Source organism: Streptomyces lunaelactis (assembly GCF_003054555.1).
GTDB lineage: Bacteria > Actinomycetota > Actinomycetes > Streptomycetales > Streptomycetaceae > Streptomyces > Streptomyces lunaelactis.
This window is the reverse complement of record NZ_CP026304.1, coordinates 814,719-830,338: the sequence shown is the minus strand read 5'-3', so window position 1 is coordinate 830,338 and position 15,620 is coordinate 814,719. Positions and strand designations below refer to the sequence as shown.

Here is a 15,620-nt window from a genome sequence, read left to right as displayed (position 1 = left end):
CCGATGGGCGGTCCCGCAGGGATGGCCGGGCAGGTCACGCGGGGGATCGATCCAGCGGCCGAGAACAGGCGGGGAACATCTGAGCGACTCTCGTCGTTCCTCCGCTCAAGGTGGCCACGGCCGATGCGCCATGGCCTGACAGATACCGGCTATCGAACCGGACTGCAATGGTTTTGTCACGCTCTGTTCCCGCTGCCCTCGCCGCAGCGCTGCTCGTCGTGCTCGCCGGCTGCTCCGGTGGCGGAAGCGGCGGCCCAGCACCCGACGGCCGGCCTCCCGCGGCGTCCACCTCGGCGGCGGCCGCGCCGGAGACGCCAAGGGCGACGGTGAACGAGCCCGCCACCGACGCGGTTGCCGCGCCGACCCCGCAGAAGACCGCCACGCCGAGGACCGAGCCCGCCACGCTGTCCATCCCGTCGATCGGCCTCAAGGACCTGCGCGTCGTCCCATACGAAGGCACGACGGACGACTGGCCGGGTACGAGGATCCAGAATCGCGGCGTCGCCGCCAGCCCGTACGGCCCCAAGGGTGGCGTCGGTCCCGGCGAAGTGGGCAACTACCTGGTCACGGCCCACCGCATATCCTTCGGCGGACCCCTGCGCGACCTCCCGTCCCTCAAGGTGGGTGAAACGGTTGTCGTCACATCGGGCGGTTCGGTCTACGAGTACGAGATCACCGGGACCAGAACGACTTCCTTCCGCTCGGAGCGCTCACTCGCCGAGCAGCGGGCACCGGTCCCGGGCCACCCCGGCGAGCGCCCCACGAAGGCGATGATCACGATCTCCACCTGCGCGACGCCGGAGGACAACGCGGCCGGGAACTTCTGGCGGGACGACCGGGGGAACCCGGAGCACCGCATCGACAAGATCGGTGTGCTGCGGAAGGGGCCGACCCCCGACACCGCGTGATCCGCTGCGGACCGCTCATGGGCTGCGGAGATACGAGCGGGGAGGCCGACCTCCTCGTCATCCAGGCCGAGGACATCAACAACATGCCGCTCAACGACGCGGTGTCCCCGTCAAAGGGTCGCGGTGAACTCCCAACTGCCGTGCGTTACCCGGTAGATGACATGGCCGGGCTCGGACCGCACATACTCCGCACCGTCCGGCACGCCGACATCGCGCTGCCGGGCCGCGGGCACATGGACCTCGGCCTCGGCGCCCACCGGGACCACGACCGCGAGGCGCAGACCCGTCCCGGTGTGCGCCCAGTCCACGGATGCCCGGCCCCGGACCGTACGGATCGATGTGCGTGCCCAGTCGACGCCCGTGCGGGCGTCCGGTCGTACGGTGAAGGTGCGGTAACCCGCGTCACCGGGGCGCAGACCGGCCACGTTCTCGTACAGCCACTGCACCACCGTGCCCTGGAAGTAGTGGTCGCGCGAGCGTGAGTCGAGCTGCCACATCTCCCACATGGTGTCGGCGCCGTGGTCGAACCAGTAGCCCCAGCTGGGGTACGTCCGCTGGGTGGCGATGGCGTGGGCGACGTCCGGGTGTCCCTCGGCGGTCAGCGCCGCGAACAGCACGCTGGTGCCCAGCGCGCCGGTGTTGAGGTGGTTGCCACGGGCGGCGACGTCGTCCAGGAGGCTCTTGGTGACACTCGCGCGGGCCGACGCGGGCGCGAGTCCGAAGGCGAGCGGTATGGCGTTGCTCGTCTGCCGGTAGCCGGGGTCCTTGGCGGTCCGGTAGTGCCCTTCGGGGGAGAGGAAGGCCGCGTTGAAGGCGGACTTGAGCTGTTCGGCGGCCGTGCGGTAGCGGTCGGCGGTCGCCTTCTCGCCGAGGATCTCGGCCATCTCCGCCGTGTGCACCAGGGCACGGTGCAGATAGGCGGTGGCGGTGAGCCGGGTGTCCTCGGGCGGGTTGCCGCCGTAGCCGGGTGGCAGGTAGTCGCCCAGGGCAGTGACGGCGAGACCGTCCTTGAGCCGGGCGATCTCCCAGTCGAGATACCGGGTGAGCGTGGGCCAGTGCTCCCGCGCGACCCGGTCGTCGCCGTACACGCGGTACATCTCGCGAACCAGGAAGGGGTAGACGGTCGTCCACTCCGGCGAGGGGCCCAGATCGCCGTAGCCCCAGCCGCCGCTGGGGACGATGACCGGAAGCTGGCCGTCGGTGTTCTGGCTGTCCGCGAGGTCGCCGAGCCACTTGGACAGAAAGCGGTGCACTCCGAAGGCATACGCCATGACCGGCGCCCCGAGCTGGGCGTCGCCGGTCCAGCCGTTCTTCTCGTACATCGGGGTGTCGGTCGGGATTCCGTGCAGATTGTTGAGCACGGTGCGCCGCATGGCCTTGTCGAGCCGCTCGTAGAAGGGCTCGGAGCAGCGGAACTCACTGACCTCGTCGACCCTGGTGTGCACGACCCGGCCGAGGACGTGCTCCGGGGAGGGGCGCCGCGGCAGCCCGCTGATCTGGACGTAACGGAAGCCCTTGTACGAGAACTTGGGCTCCCACGTCTCCTCTCCGCCACCCCCGCAGACATACTCGTCGGTCTGGAAGCGGCCCGGCACATGGCCGGTCTCGGCATGCACGCTGCCGTCGTCCTTCAGCTTCTCGCCGTGCACCAGGCGGACGGTGGTCCCGGCGTCGGCGGCGACGGTGAGGCGGGTCCAGCCGGCCAGCGTGCGGCCCATGTCGACGACGTGGACACCGGGGCTCAGCTCGCTGACGCCGGTCGGGCGGATCGTCTCGATGATCTCGATGGGGTCGTGCGGCTGCGCCCGTACGGCTCCCTTTGGCGCGCTCTGCACGGTGGCGGCCCGCCACTCACCGTCCTTGAAGCCCGGCTTGGTCCAGGAGCGCGGCGCGCGCCGGGCGTCGTAGGTCTCTCCCGCGTAGAGGGAGTTGGTGAGGGTGGGCCCGTCGGTGATGCGCCAGTCGGGGCCACTGGCGACGGTCGTACGCGTCCCGTCGGGGTGGTCGATCTCCAGCTGGGCGAGGAGACGCGGCTCACCGTGCCACGGCGGAGTGTGCCAGTTCCATACATTCGGGGTGGTCATGCCGAAGAAGCCGCGGCCGAGGGTGACACCGATGGCGTTGAACCCGCGCTCGAGCCGTTCGGTGACATCGTGGACGGCGTACAGGACCGTCTCGTCGTAGTCGGTGAATCCGGGGTCGAGGACCTGACGGCCGACGCGCCTGCCGTTGATCTCCGCGTCGTAGTAGGCGAGTCCGGCGATGTAGAGGCGGGCGCGGGTTACGGGCTTGCGTACGGTGAACTCCCGGCGCAGCAGCGGCGCGGGCAGTTCCGGTACGCCGAGGCTGACGCCCTTGCCCCACGGTCCCTGACCGTACGGCGCCAGAACCGCCGCCGCGGGCCAGGAGCTGTCGTCGTGGTCGGGCCGCTGCCAGCCCTCCCGCTCGGTGTCGCTGGCCCGCCACCCCTCGCCGGTGACGAGCTGGTGCCTGCCGTCGCCGGTCTCCACATCGAGGCGGAGGAGCAGCCCGGCCGGATTGGCGGCGCTGCCACGGTTGGTGGCGACCGCCGCCAGCACGATCTGTCGGCCCGCCGCGCGCACCTGCGCGGTGACATCCGCCGAGTGCCCGATGCGCCAGCTGTCCGTGCTCTCGGGCTGGTGCAGGACCTGCTGCCCGTCGAGGTGGAGCGTGAAGTCGTCGTCGGCGGTGGCCGTGACCGTCGCCTTGGTGACGTCGGCCCCGGCCGGCAGCTCGAGTGCGGCCCGGAACCAGCGCGGTCCGACCGGGGCGCCGCCGGTGGTCGTGCCCGGCGACCAGATCCACGACGTGCCCTCGAAGCCGGGCGGCGCCGGCGGCGCGTCCGCGCCGATCCAGCGGGCCAGCCAGCCGTCGGCGGGCAGCGCGGTCTCCCACCAGCGCACGGCGCTCCAGGACGAGGCGCGGCCCTGCTCGTCCCAGACCCGGACCTGCCAGTGGTAGCGGGTGCGGTCGCGCAGCCGCGGGCCCGCGTAGGGGACGTTGACCGTACGGTCGGAGACGACGCGGCCGGAGTCCCAGAACGGGCGACGGCTCAGGGCGTGCTGTTCCGTGGCGACCCGCACCTGGTACGCGCTCTGCCGCGCGCCGCGGCCGCCGGCCGTGAGTTCCCAGCTCAAGTGGGGCGCGGCGGAGTCGGTGCCGAGGAGGTTCTCCGCGTACTCGGCCGTGGTCCGCTCGACGCGCAGCCGGCCGGCTCCCGGGCCGGGCGGTCGCGGGGTGTCGGCCGTGGCGCTGATCCCGGTGGCGTACGTCGTCGCGCCGGCGGCCGCCGTCACGACGGCGGCGCTCAGGAAGACCCGGCGGTTCCAGCTTCTGCTCATGACCGTCGCTCTCTGTGGTTGGGGAGTGCGGGGTGCGGTGATTGAAACGATTCATTCCATGTGCAAAGTTTAGGTGCGTGGCGACGGGAGCTTCAAGAGGTGTGCAGGGGGCGGGAGTTGATCCCTCGCCGTCCCGGCTCAGCGGATCTTTCGTGCGGACTTGGCGAAGGAGGATCCCCTCACGACCAGCTCGGGCTGGAGGACGATCCGCTGATGGCGGTGGCCCGCCGCATTCTCGCCCGTCTCCTCGATCAGCAGCTCGGCCGCAAGCCGTCCCATCCGGGCGGCCGGCTGGCGTACGGAGGTGAGCGGCACGGCGGCGGCGGAGGCGAACTCGATGTCGTCGTACCCGACGAGGGCGATCTCGTCAGGAACGCTCACCCCTGCCGCGAACAGCGCCTGGAGGACGCCCAGGGCCAGCAGGTCGTTGGCGCAGAACACCGCTGTGGGGCGGGGCGACATACCCAGCAGCCGGGCACCGGCGTCCCGGCCGGCGGCCACGTCGAGTCGTTTCTCCTCCAGCACCCGCAGCCGGTCCTCCGGCAACCCCGCCTCGCCGAGAGCCTGGAGGACACCCGTACGCCGGTCCTGGCACTGCGCGAGCTGCATCGGGCCGCTGACGTACACGATCCGGTCATGGCCCTGGTCCAGCAGATGGCGTCCCGCGAGCGAGCCCCCGACCACGTCGTCGACCGACACCGAACAGGCCTCTCCGCTCGGCACGACCCGGTCCACCAGGACGAAGGGAATGTCCTGACGCCGGAAGGCCTCCAGATTGCGGCCGGTGGTATCGGCCGGGGTGACGAGCACTCCGCGCACCCGCTGCTCGCTGAACAGCCCCAGGTACTCGGCCTCCTCGTCGCTGCTCTGCGCGCTGTTGCAGAGCATCACACCGAGCCCTGCCTCGCGGGCCACGCGCTCGGCGCCGGACGCGACATCCACGAAGAAGGGGTTGGCCATGTCGAGGACGAGCAGCGCGATGATGCGGCTGTGGCCCGCCCGCAACTGGCGCGCGGACTCGCTGCGTACATAGCCCAGCCGGTCGATGGTGGACAGGACGCGCGACCGGGTCGCCTCGGCGACCGACTCGGGCCGGTTGATGACGTTCGAGACCGTGCCGACCGACACGCCGGCCTCGCGGGCGACATCCTTGATACCCACCAACTGCGCCATCAGGCCGTGACCTCCACCAGCTCCACCCAGGTCAGCACCCTACCGCCGACCATCAGAAGTCGAAGTCGTCGATGTTGCCCCTGTCGAAGACCGTCGGCGGGCCGAGGATGACCTCCCCGTCCTTGCCGATGGTGTACTCACCGAGGTCACCGGCCGTGAACTTCTCCCCCTCCGCACCGGTGATCCGGCCGGAGGCGAGCGAGGCGGCGGCGTACGCGCCGAGGCGGCCCAGCTTCTTCGGGTCCCACAGGGAGAACTGCTCGACCGTGCCGTCCTTCACGAACTTGCGCATCTGGTTGGGCGTGCCCAGGCCGTTGAGCACGACCTTTCCCTTGTACGACGAGCCGCCGATGTAGCGGGCGGCGGCCGCGATGCCGACGGTGGTGGGCGAGATGATGCCCTTCAGGTTGGGGTAGGCCTTGAGCAGACCCTGCGTCTCCTGGAAGGACTTCTGATCGTCGTCGTCCCCGTACGCGACCTTCACCAGCTTCATGTCCTTGTACGCGGGCTTCTTCAGCTCGTCCTTCATGAACTCGATCCAGGTGTTCTGATTGGTCGCGTTCGAAGTGGCCGACAGGACCGCGATCTCACCCTTGTTGCCCAGCTGCTCGGCGATGTTCTGGATCTGGCTGCGGCCGATCTGCTCCGAACTCGTCTGGTTCAGGAAGAGGTCGCGGCAGTCCTTGCCGGTGTCCGAGTCGTATGTGACGATCTTGATCTTCTGCTGTCTGGCCGTCTTGAGCGCGCCGCAGACCGCGTTGGGGTCGTTGGCGGCGATCAGGATGGCGTCCTGGCGCTGCTGGACGAGGGTGTTGATGTACGAGACCTGCGAGGACGCCTTGGCGTCGGACGAGCCGACTTCCTTGGCGCTGGCCCCCAGTTCCTTGGCCGCCGCGATCCCGGAGCCGTCGAGGATCGTGAAGTAGGGGTTGTTGATCTGCTTCGGAAGGAACGCGATCTTCAGCCCCTTCTTGATCGGGGCACTGGGATCGGCCTTGGCGTCGGAAGCGCCCGGCGTGGTGGCTTCGGCCGTGTCGTTCTTGGTGGTGCCCGAGCAGCCGGCGAGTACGACGGCGAGGGCGCAGACGGCGGCCGCGGCCGGGACGATGCGGGCGCGGGAGTGGAGACGCATGGCGGATGCCTTTCGGAGGACCGGAGGGTGGCACGGGGTCATTTCGCCGGTGCCGCGGCCGCGTGCCGGTGGCGGCGTTCGCCGAGCGTGGCGATGACCCTCGGGGTGAGTACGGACGCGACGAGCAGCAGTCCGGTGACGATGACCTGGATCTCGTTGGACACATCGTTGAGGGTGAGCAGGTTGTTGAGGAGGCCGATCAGCAGCACACCGGCGACCGCGCCGCCGAGGGTGCCTCTGCCTCCGTCGAAGTCGATGCCGCCGAGCAGGACCGAGGCGATGACGACCAGTTCGAGGCCGACGCCGTTGTCGGCGCGGGCGCTTCCGTAGCGCAGTGTGTAGACGATCCCGGCGAACGAGGCGACCAGGCCGGAGACCATGAAGAGGGCCAGCTTGATCCGCTTGACCCGGATGCCCGCGAAGTGGGCGGCCTCCTCCTGCGCGCCGATGGCGAACAGGGAACGCCCGAAGCCGGTGCAGTGCAGGACGACGGCGGCGACGACCGCCAGCACGGCGAACAGCGCGACAGGGTACGGGACGAACGTGCCGGGGACCGTCTCCGTGTACCTCGCCCACTTCGCGTACGCCTCGGGGAAGTCGGCGACCGCCTTGTCGCCCAGGGCGACGGAGGCCAGGCCCCGGTAGAGGGTGAGGGTGCCGATGGTGACGGCGAGCGAGGGCAGCCCGATCCGGGTGACGAGCCAGCCGTTGAGCAGCCCGCCGAGGGCACCGGCCAACAGGCAGACCGGCACGATGAGTTCGAAGGTCCAGCCCGCGTCCCACAGCGACCCGGCCAGCGCGCTGGACAGGCCGAGCATCGAGGCAACGGACAGGTCGACCTGTCCCGCGACGACGAGCAGGGTCATCGGCAGTGCGATCAGGGCGATTTCCGCCGTGTCGTCGAGTGCCGCGGAGAGGTTCGCGGTGTCGGAGAAGCCTTCGGTGGTGCCGGTTCCGGCGAGGAAGACCGCGATCAGCAGGATTCCCACGGCCGTGTCCCAGCGGAGGTACTTCGTGAGGGCGCTCATCGCCGGCTCTTCTTCCTCAGGGCGCTGGTGGTGCGCACCTGGACGACGCGGTCGGTGGTGATGGCCAGGAGCAGCAGCACGCCGGTGATGGCCTGCTGCCAGAACGAGTCCACCTTCAGGACGACCAGGGCGCTGCCGATCGTGGTGAGCAGCAGCGCGCCGAGCGCCGCGCCCCAGACGGAGCCGGTGCCGCCGGTGATGGCGACGCCCCCGACCACGACAGCACTGACGACGGTGAGTTCCCAGCCGTTGGCGGCGTCGGCGACCACCGTGCCGAAGCGGGCGAGCCAGAGAGCGCCCGCGAAGCCGGCGACCGCTCCGGAGAAGGCGTACGCGGCCAGGACGCGGCGGCGGATCGGGATACCGGCGAGCCGGGCCGCCTCCGGACTGGAGCCGATGGCGTAGAGCTCCCGGCCGCTGCGGTAGGTACGGAGGAAGTAGGCCGTGCCGGCGAGGACGACGGCGGAGATCAGTGGCAGACAGGGGACGCCCAGGACCGAGCCGCTGCCCAGCGAGAGCACCCCGTCGGGAACGTTGGCGGCGTTGATCTGCCGGCCGTGCGCCCAGGCGTGGTCGATTCCTTGGATGACGTACAGCATGCCGAGGGTGACGACGAGGGCCGGGACGCGGCCGAAGCTGACCAGTGCGCCGCTGACCAGCCCGCACACCAGGCCGAGTCCGGTTCCCAGCAGCAGCACGGTGACGGCGCTGTGGTCCGTTCCGGAGGCGAAGTGGCCGCAGGCGAAGGCGGTGAGACCCACGACGGAGCCGACCGACAGGTCGATGTTGCGGGTCACGACGACGACGGACTGGCCGACGGCGAGGAGCACCAGGATCGAGGAGTTGAGGAGCAGATCCTTGACGCCCTGGTCGTCCAGGAAGGAGGGGTTGGAGATCCAGGTGGCGATGATCAGCAGGAGGAGCGCACCGCCGATACTGAGCTCCCGGGCCCGGAACACGGTGTCGGCGAGTGACCGGGCCGAGGGGCTGCGCTGCGCCTGCGCGGTGGGCGGCTTCTCGAGCGCGGTGGTCATGCGGGGCTCTTTTCGTTGTCTCCCCGAGCCGGCGCCCGGGAGGTGCCGAGGCCGGTCGCGGCGGCCATGACCGTTTCCTCGGTGGCATCGGCCCGGGCGATCTCACCGACGAGCCGGCCTTCGCGCATGACGAGAATCCGGTCCGCCATGCCGAGTACCTCGGGCAGGTCGGAGGAGACCATCAGCACGGCGAGCCCGTCGGCGGCGAGCGAGGAGAGCAGCCGGTGGACCTCGGCCTTCGTACCGACGTCGATCCCGCGTGTGGGCTCGTCGACGATGAGGACGGCGGGGTCGGTGGCCAGCCACTTGGCGAGCACGACCTTCTGCTGGTTGCCGCCGGAGAGCACACCGACCGAGTCGGACAGCTTGTTGTACTTGAGCCGGAGCCGCACCGCCCAGTCGGCGGCGCGGGCCTGTTCCAGCGCGCGCCGCACCAGACCGCCCCTGCCGAGCCGGTCGAGTCCGGTGAGCGCGATATTGCGCTCGATAGACATCTCCATCACCAGGCCCCGCTGCCTGCGGTCCTCGGGGACCAGTGCGATCCCGGCGTCCATCGCGGCCGTGGGCGAGCCGGCGGGCAGCCGCCGTCCGGCGACCCGCACCTCTCCAGCGTCCGCCCGGTCGACGCCGAAGACCGCCTGGACGACTTCGCTGCGCCCGGCGCCGACCAGACCGGCCAGCGCGACGATCTCTCCGCGGCGTACGTCGAAGGAGACGTCGCGGAAGACGCCTTCGCGGGTGAGGCGTTGCACGGACAGGGCCGTCTCACCGACGGTGGTGTCCTGCTTGGGGTACAGCTCGCCGAGATCGCGCCCGACCATGCGCCGTATCAGGTCGTCCTCGGTCAGACCGTCCAGTGGTTCGGTGGCGATCAGGCGCCCGTCGCGCAAGGTCGTGACGCGTCGGCAGAGCTGGAAGATCTCCTCCAGGCGGTGCGAGATGAACAGGACGGCGGTGCCTTCCGCGCGCAGCGTCTCGACCACGGAGAAGAGGCGCGCCGTCTCGTTACCGGTGAGCGCGGCGGTGGGCTCGTCCATGATCAGGACGCGGGCGTCGAAGGACAGCGCTTTGGCGATCTCGACGATCTGCTGGTCGGCGATGGAGAGGCCGCGGGCGGGCCGCTCCGGGTCGAGCTCGACGCCGAGTCGGTTCATCAGGGCGGCGGTTGCTTCATGGACGGCGCGGCGGTCGATGCGGCGCAGCGCGCCGAGCGGCTGACGGCCCATGAAGATGTTCTCGGAGATCGTCAGGTCGGGGAAGAGTGTGGGCTCCTGGTAGATCACGGCGACGCCGGCGTCCCGGGCGTCGGCCGGCCCGTGGAAGCCGACCGGGGTGCCGTCGAGAAGCACCGTGCCGGAATCCGGGCGGTGCACTCCGGCGAGGATCTTGATGAGTGTCGACTTGCCCGCCCCGTTCTCCCCGGCGAGACCGTGCACTTCACCGGGGAGAAGACTCAGCGAGACGTCCTGCAGGGCCCGTACGGCACCGAAGGACTTGGAGATGTCCGTCAGCGCCAGTACGGGGGCCGGGCCCGTATCGGACTGGTTCATGGGGGACTCCTCAGCGTCTGTGGGGCCGACGGCCTCTGACGCCGTGAAAGGTTTCAGTTGAGTTTCACGGAAGCTAGACGCGCCGACCGGGCGCCGTCAATGGGTCTGCGCTCCCGAGTTCTGCCATGTCGCCGGGGCGCCAAACCTGCTGGGAATTCCGTTACTTGACCCCTTGACACCCCTCTGCGGGCTCTCTAGCTTCCCTGTGATGAATCGATTCACGGCCGTGCCTGCCGTACGGGAGTGCTGACCATGCTGAGCGGAACCAACGTCCAGGCTGTCAAGGCCGACCTCAGGGCCCAGGCCGTCGAGACGGCCTCCTGGGCGTACGCGAACTCGGGCACCCGGTTCAAGGTCTTCGCCCAGCGCGGCGTTCCCCGCACCCCGCAGGAGAAACTGGACGACGCTGCCCAGGTGCACCGCCACACCGGAGCGGCTCCCACTGTCGCCCTGCACATTCCCTGGGACAGGACCGACGACTACGCGGCCCTGGCGGCATACGCCGGGGAGCGCGGACTGCGCCTCGGCGCGATCAACGCCAATGTGTTCCAGGACGACGACTACAGGCTCGGCAGCGTGTGTCATCCCGAGGCCCGGGTCCGCCGCAAGGCCCTGGACCATCTGCTGGAGTGCGTCGACATCATGGACGCCACCGGCTCGCGCGATCTCAAACTGTGGTTCTCGGACGGCACCAACTACCCCGGCCAGGACGACATCCGCGCACGCCAGGACCGGCTCTGCGACGCGCTCGCGGCGGTGTACGAACGGCTCGGGGACGACCAGCGGATGCTCGTGGAGTACAAGCTCTTCGAGCCCGCCTTCTACACCATGGACGTACCGGACTGGGGCACGGCCTACGCGCACTGCCTCAGGCTGGGCGAGAAGGCCCAGGTCGTGGTGGACACGGGCCATCACGCGCCCGGCACCAACATCGAGTTCATCGTGGCGCTCCTGCTGCGCGAGGGGAAGCTCGGCGGCTTCGACTTCAACTCCCGCTTCTACGCGGACGACGACCTCATGGCCGGTGCCGCCGATCCCTTCCAGCTGTTCCGGATCATGTACGAGGTGATCCGCGGCGGCGGCCTCACGCCCGGCGTCGCCTTCATGCTCGACCAGTGCCACAACATCGAGGCGAAGATCCCGGCGATCATCCGCTCCGTGATGAATGTCCAGGAGGCCACGGCCAAGGCGCTGCTCGTCGACCGTGCCGCGCTGTCGGCGGCTCAACAGACCGGCGATGTCCTCGCGGCCAACGCCGTTCTGATGGACGCGTACAACACCGACGTACGCCCCCTGCTCGGTGAGGTGCGCGAGGAGCTCGGAATCGATCCCGACCCGGTCGCCGCGTACCACAGGTCAGGCTGGGGCCAGAAGATCATCGACGAGCGCGTGGGCGGCACCCAGGCCGGATGGGGAGCGTGAACGGCATGGCGGAACACCCGACGGCGGAGGCGCTGCTGGAGCGCTCGCACCGGCTCGGCGCCGACCCGCGCAACACCAACTACGCCGGGGGCAATACCTCGGCCAAGGGCACCGCCACCGACCCGGTCACCGGCACGGACGTCGAGCTGATGTGGGTCAAGGGCTCCGGCGGCGACCTCGGCACGCTTGACGCCGGCGGTCTCGCCGCCCTGCGACTGGACCGGCTGCGCGCGCTCGCGGCCGTCTACCCGGGCGTTGAGCGTGAGGACGAGATGATCGCCGCATTCGACTACTGCCTGCACGGCAAGGGCGGGGCCGCGCCCTCCATCGACACCGCGATGCACGGCCTCGTCGACGCCGCGCACGTCGACCATCTCCACCCCGACTCCGGCATCGCGCTCGCCTGCGCGGCCGACGGCCAGGCCCTCACCAAGGAGTGCTTCGGCGACCGGGTGGTGTGGGTGCCGTGGCGGCGGCCCGGCTTCCAGCTGGGGCTGGACATCGCCGCCGTGAAGAAGGCCCATCCCGAGGCGCTCGGCTGTGTGCTGGGCGGCCACGGCATCACCGCATGGGGCGCGACCTCCGAGGAGTGCGAGCGCAACTCACTGCACATCATCCGCACCGCCGAGGCGTTCCTGGCCGAGCGCGGCAGGCCCGAGCCCTTCGGCCCGGTCCTCGACGGGTACGAGCCGCTGCCGGACGCCGAGAGGCTCGCCCGCGCCGCCGCACTCGCGCCGGCGATCAGGGGCCTCGCCTCCACCGACCGGCCGCAGGTGGGCCACTTCACCGATTCCGACGAGGTCCTGGACTTCCTTTCCCGGGCCGGGCATCCGCGGCTGGCGGCGCTCGGCACCTCGTGTCCCGACCACTTCCTGCGTACGAAGATCCGGCCGCTGGTGCTCGACCTGCCGGCGGGCGCCGGGACGGCCGAGGCGATCGCCCGCCTGAAGGAGCTGCACACCTCCTATCGGGAGGAGTACGGCGCGTACTACGAGAGGCATGCCGATGCCCACTCCCCGGCCATGCGCGGCGCCGACCCGGCGATAGTCCTGGTGCCCGGCGTCGGCATGTTCTCCTTCGGCAAGGACAAGCAGACCGCGCGGGTCGCGGGGGAGTTCTACGTCAACGCGATCAACGTGATGCGTGGCTCCGAGGCCGTCTCCTCGTACGCGCCGATCGAGGAGTCCGAGAAGTTCCGCATCGAGTACTGGGAGTTGGAGGAGGCCAAACTCCGTCGGATGCCGAAGCCCAAGGCGCTCGCGACGCGCGTCGCGCTCGTCACGGGCGCGGGCTCCGGTATCGGCCGGGCCATCGCGCACCGGCTGGTCGCCGAGGGTGCCTGCGTCGTGGTCGCCGACCGCTCCGCGCAGAGCGCGGCGGTCGTCGCCGACGAGCTCGGGGGACCCGACCGCGCGGTCGCCGTAACCGTGGATGTGACGAGCGAGCAGCAGATCGCGGACGCGTTCGCCGCCGCCCAACTCGCCTTCGGCGGCGTGGACCTGGTGGTGAACAACGCCGGGATCTCCATCTCCAAGCCGCTGCTCGAAACCTCGGCGCAGGACTGGGACCTGCAGCACGACATCATGGCGCGCGGCTCCTTCCTGGTCTCGCGCGAGGCAGCGCGCACCATGACCGCCCAGGGGCTGGGGGGCGACATCGTCTACATCGCCTCCAAGAACGGTGTCTTCGCCGGCCCCAACAACATCGCGTACGGAGCCACCAAGGCCGACCAGGCCCATCAAGTGCGGCTGCTGGCAGCCGAGTTGGGTGAGCACGGAATCCGTGTCAACGGTGTGAACCCGGACGGTGTCGTACGCGGCTCGGGCATCTTCGCGGGCGGCTGGGGCGCCCAGCGGGCCGCCGTGTACGGCGTCGAGGAGGAGCGGCTCGGCGAGTTCTACGCCCAGCGCACCCTCCTCAAGCGCGAGGTGCTCCCCGAGCATGTCGCCAACGCCGTCTTCGCGCTGACCGGCGGCGATCTCTCGCACACCACCGGGCTGCACATTCCGGTGGACGCCGGTGTCGCGGCAGCCTTCCTCCGCTGAGGTGTACGTGCCCGCCACCGAGCCGCTCTACTTCGCCGCCGTCGACCTCGGCGCGTCCAGCGGGCGCGTGATGCTGGGCCGCGTCGGCCCCGGCGTACTGGAGCTGACCGAGGTCCACCGCTTCCCCAACCGCCCGGTCCGGACCGGTTCCACCCTGCGCTGGGACATCCTCGCCCTCTACCGGGGCGTACTCGACGGGCTGCGTGCCGCAGGCGTCGCGGCGGGCGGGCGGCTCGCGGGGGTCGGCATCGACAGCTGGGCTGTCGACTACGGACTGCTGGACTCCGCCGGTGAACTCCTCGGCAATCCCGTGCACTACCGGGACGAGCGGACCCGAGGGGTGGCGGAGAAGGTCGCCGCCGTCATGCCGCCGGACGAGCTGTACGCGGCGACCGGGCTGCAGTATCTGCCCTTCAACACGCTCTACCAGCTTCTCGCCGATCGGGACGGCCCCCAACTGGCCGCAGCCCGAAGCCTGTTGATGATTCCCGATCTCATCGCCTACTGGCTGACCGGACGGGCCGGGACCGAGCTGACCAATGCCTCCACGACCCAGCTCATCGATCCCCGGACCCGTGACTGGTCCTTCGCCGTCGCCGAACGGCTGGGGATCGACCTCTCCCTCTTCCCGCCGCTGCGCCGCCCCGGCGACCCGGCCGGCACGCTCCGGCCCGATGTGCTGGCCGAGACCGGACTGACGGGGCCGGTCCCGGTGATCGCGGTCGGCTCGCACGACACCGCGTCGGCAGTCGTCGGCGTACCGGCCGAGGGCGAGGGCTTCGCGTACATCGCCACCGGCACCTGGTCACTCGCCGGTCTCGAACTGGCCGCCCCGATCCTCGGGGAGGAGAGCCGACGCGCCAACTTCACCAACGAACTGGGGGTCGACGGCACCGTCCGCTATCTGCGCAACATCATGGGGCTGTGGCTGCTCCAGGAGTGCCTGCGCAGCTGGGAGGCGGAAGGCCGCCCCCAGGATCTCGCGGCTCTGCTCGACAGAGCCGCCTCGGTACGGCCGCGGCGTTCGGTCGTCGACGCGGCTGATCCCGCGTTCCTCGCTCCCGGCGACATGCCGCGTCGTATCGCTGAGGCCTGTGTGCGTACGGGGCAGCCCGCTCCCCGTACCGAGGCCGAGACCACCCGCTGTGTGCTGGACTCGCTCGCGCTGGCTCACGCCAAGGCGGTCGAAGATGCCCAGCGGCTCTCCGGACGGACGGTCTCCACCGTGCACATCGTCGGTGGGGGAGCACACAATCCGCTGCTGTGCCGGCTGACGGCCGACGCCACCGGCCTGCCGGTCGTCGCGGGACCTGCGGAGGCGGCGGCGTTCGGCAATGTGCTGGTGCAGGCGCGTGCTGCCGGTGCTGTGACCGGTGGGCTGGCCGAGCTGCGCGCGTTGCTGCGGACCGCTCATGAGCTGCGTAGATACGAGCCGGGAGCCGGCCGGCCGGGGAGCGTGGCCGGTGAATATCGCTGACGAGCGGGCCGTTATGCGGGGTGGTATCACTGAAGTAGATCCGGCCGTTCGTGTCGGTGAGGGATGTGGACCATGGACGATTACCCGCTCCTCAACCTGTTCTGGACCATGCTCTGGTTCTTCCTCTGGATCATGTGGCTGTTCCTCCTGTTCAGGGTCATCACGGATATCTTCCGTAGCCACGACCTGAACGGGTGGGCGAAGGCCGGCTGGCTGGTCCTGGCCCTGGTGGTGCCCTTCCTCGGCGTTCTGATCTATGTGATCGCCCGGGGCGACTCGATGGGCAAGCGTGACGTCAAGGAGGCCGAGGACAGAGAGCAGGCTTTCAAGGCGTATGTCCGGGAAGCCGCGGGAAGCGGCGGCGCTGGCAAGGGCGGGGTCGATGAACTCACCAGACTCGCGGACCTCAAGAGCTCCGGTGCCATCACGGACGAGGAGTTCCAGAAGGCGAAGACGAAACTCCTCGCCTGAACAGGCCTGGACAGGGTC

General features: G+C 70.1%; 11 protein-coding genes. 5 read left to right on the top strand and 6 right to left on the bottom strand.

All coding sequences use genetic code 11. The features are described 5' to 3' along the window. Nucleotides 1–167 precede the first annotated feature (167 nt). Entirely contained in the window at nucleotides 168–908 is a 741-nt protein-coding gene (locus SLUN_RS03655) for a class E sortase (protein ID WP_108147124.1), read from the top strand. A gap of 110 nt (nucleotides 909–1,018) precedes the next feature. Here the strand turns inward: SLUN_RS03655 and SLUN_RS03650 are convergent, their stop codons facing one another. From SLUN_RS03650 to SLUN_RS03625, 6 genes are all read right to left on the bottom strand, one after another. Further along, on the bottom strand, nucleotides 1,019–4,270 hold the full coding sequence (locus tag SLUN_RS03650; protein ID WP_108147123.1) for a family 78 glycoside hydrolase catalytic domain: 3,252 nt from the start codon (nucleotides 4,268–4,270) through the stop codon (nucleotides 1,019–1,021). Nucleotides 4,271–4,408: 138 nt separating this feature from the next. Next, nucleotides 4,409–5,443, bottom strand: coding sequence for a LacI family DNA-binding transcriptional regulator (locus SLUN_RS03645; RefSeq protein WP_175257434.1), 1,035 nt, complete (start codon nucleotides 5,441–5,443; stop codon nucleotides 4,409–4,411). A 52-nt stretch (nucleotides 5,444–5,495) separates the two neighbouring features. Beyond that, a complete protein-coding gene (rhaS, locus tag SLUN_RS03640; RefSeq protein ID WP_108147122.1) occupies nucleotides 5,496–6,575 on the bottom strand; it encodes a rhamnose ABC transporter substrate-binding protein in 1,080 nt (359 codons plus the stop codon). A 38-nt stretch (nucleotides 6,576–6,613) separates the two neighbouring features. Further along, nucleotides 6,614–7,603 (bottom strand): ABC transporter permease, encoded by a 990-nt coding sequence (locus tag SLUN_RS03635; RefSeq protein WP_108147121.1) that lies wholly within the window; start codon nucleotides 7,601–7,603, stop codon nucleotides 6,614–6,616. Then, a complete protein-coding gene (locus SLUN_RS03630) occupies nucleotides 7,600–8,637 on the bottom strand; it encodes an ABC transporter permease (RefSeq protein WP_108147120.1) in 1,038 nt (345 codons plus the stop codon). Before SLUN_RS03630 ends, SLUN_RS03635 begins: the two co-directional genes overlap by 4 nt. Beyond that, the gene (locus SLUN_RS03625) at nucleotides 8,634–10,187 is read right to left on the bottom strand and encodes a sugar ABC transporter ATP-binding protein (RefSeq protein WP_108147119.1); all 1,554 of its coding nucleotides are present in this window, start codon (nucleotides 10,185–10,187) and stop codon (nucleotides 8,634–8,636) included. The genes SLUN_RS03630 and SLUN_RS03625 overlap by 4 nt, the downstream gene beginning before the upstream one ends. Before the next feature lie 252 nt (nucleotides 10,188–10,439). On the opposite strand from SLUN_RS03625, the gene rhaI reads away from it, so the two are divergent. From rhaI to SLUN_RS03605, 4 genes are all read left to right on the top strand, one after another. Next, nucleotides 10,440–11,609, top strand: a complete 1,170-nt coding sequence (rhaI, locus tag SLUN_RS03620; RefSeq protein ID WP_108154502.1) for an L-rhamnose isomerase — start codon at nucleotides 10,440–10,442, stop codon at nucleotides 11,607–11,609. Between the two features lie 5 nt (nucleotides 11,610–11,614). After that, entirely contained in the window at nucleotides 11,615–13,654 is a 2,040-nt protein-coding gene (locus SLUN_RS03615; RefSeq protein ID WP_108154500.1) for a bifunctional aldolase/short-chain dehydrogenase, read from the top strand. Nucleotides 13,655–13,661: 7 nt separating this feature from the next. Further along, on the top strand, nucleotides 13,662–15,131 hold the full coding sequence (locus SLUN_RS03610) for a rhamnulokinase (RefSeq protein ID WP_371413806.1): 1,470 nt from the start codon (nucleotides 13,662–13,664) through the stop codon (nucleotides 15,129–15,131). Between the two features lie 72 nt (nucleotides 15,132–15,203). Then, a complete protein-coding gene (locus tag SLUN_RS03605; RefSeq protein ID WP_108147118.1) occupies nucleotides 15,204–15,602 on the top strand; it encodes an SHOCT domain-containing protein in 399 nt (132 codons plus the stop codon). The last annotated feature ends 18 nt before the right edge of the window (nucleotides 15,603–15,620 follow it).

Excerpts from the sequence above, each read along its gene's own strand:
- SLUN_RS03655 (WP_108147124.1), top strand. The coding sequence starts at position 168 with ATGGTTTTGTCACGCTCTGTTCCCGCTGCCCTCGCCGCAGCGCTGCTC.
- SLUN_RS03650 (WP_108147123.1), bottom strand. The coding sequence starts at position 4,270 with ATGAGCAGAAGCTGGAACCGCCGGGTCTTCCTGAGCGCCGCCGTCGTG.
- SLUN_RS03645 (WP_175257434.1), bottom strand. The coding sequence starts at position 5,443 with ATGGCGCAGTTGGTGGGTATCAAGGATGTCGCCCGCGAGGCCGGCGTG.
- rhaS (WP_108147122.1), bottom strand. The coding sequence starts at position 6,575 with ATGCGTCTCCACTCCCGCGCCCGCATCGTCCCGGCCGCGGCCGCCGTC.
- SLUN_RS03635 (WP_108147121.1), bottom strand. The coding sequence starts at position 7,603 with ATGAGCGCCCTCACGAAGTACCTCCGCTGGGACACGGCCGTGGGAATC.
- SLUN_RS03630 (WP_108147120.1), bottom strand. The coding sequence starts at position 8,637 with ATGACCACCGCGCTCGAGAAGCCGCCCACCGCGCAGGCGCAGCGCAGC.
- SLUN_RS03625 (WP_108147119.1), bottom strand. The coding sequence starts at position 10,187 with ATGAACCAGTCCGATACGGGCCCGGCCCCCGTACTGGCGCTGACGGAC.
- rhaI (WP_108154502.1), top strand. The coding sequence starts at position 10,440 with ATGCTGAGCGGAACCAACGTCCAGGCTGTCAAGGCCGACCTCAGGGCC.
- SLUN_RS03615 (WP_108154500.1), top strand. The coding sequence starts at position 11,615 with ATGGCGGAACACCCGACGGCGGAGGCGCTGCTGGAGCGCTCGCACCGG.
- SLUN_RS03605 (WP_108147118.1), top strand. The coding sequence starts at position 15,204 with ATGGACGATTACCCGCTCCTCAACCTGTTCTGGACCATGCTCTGGTTC.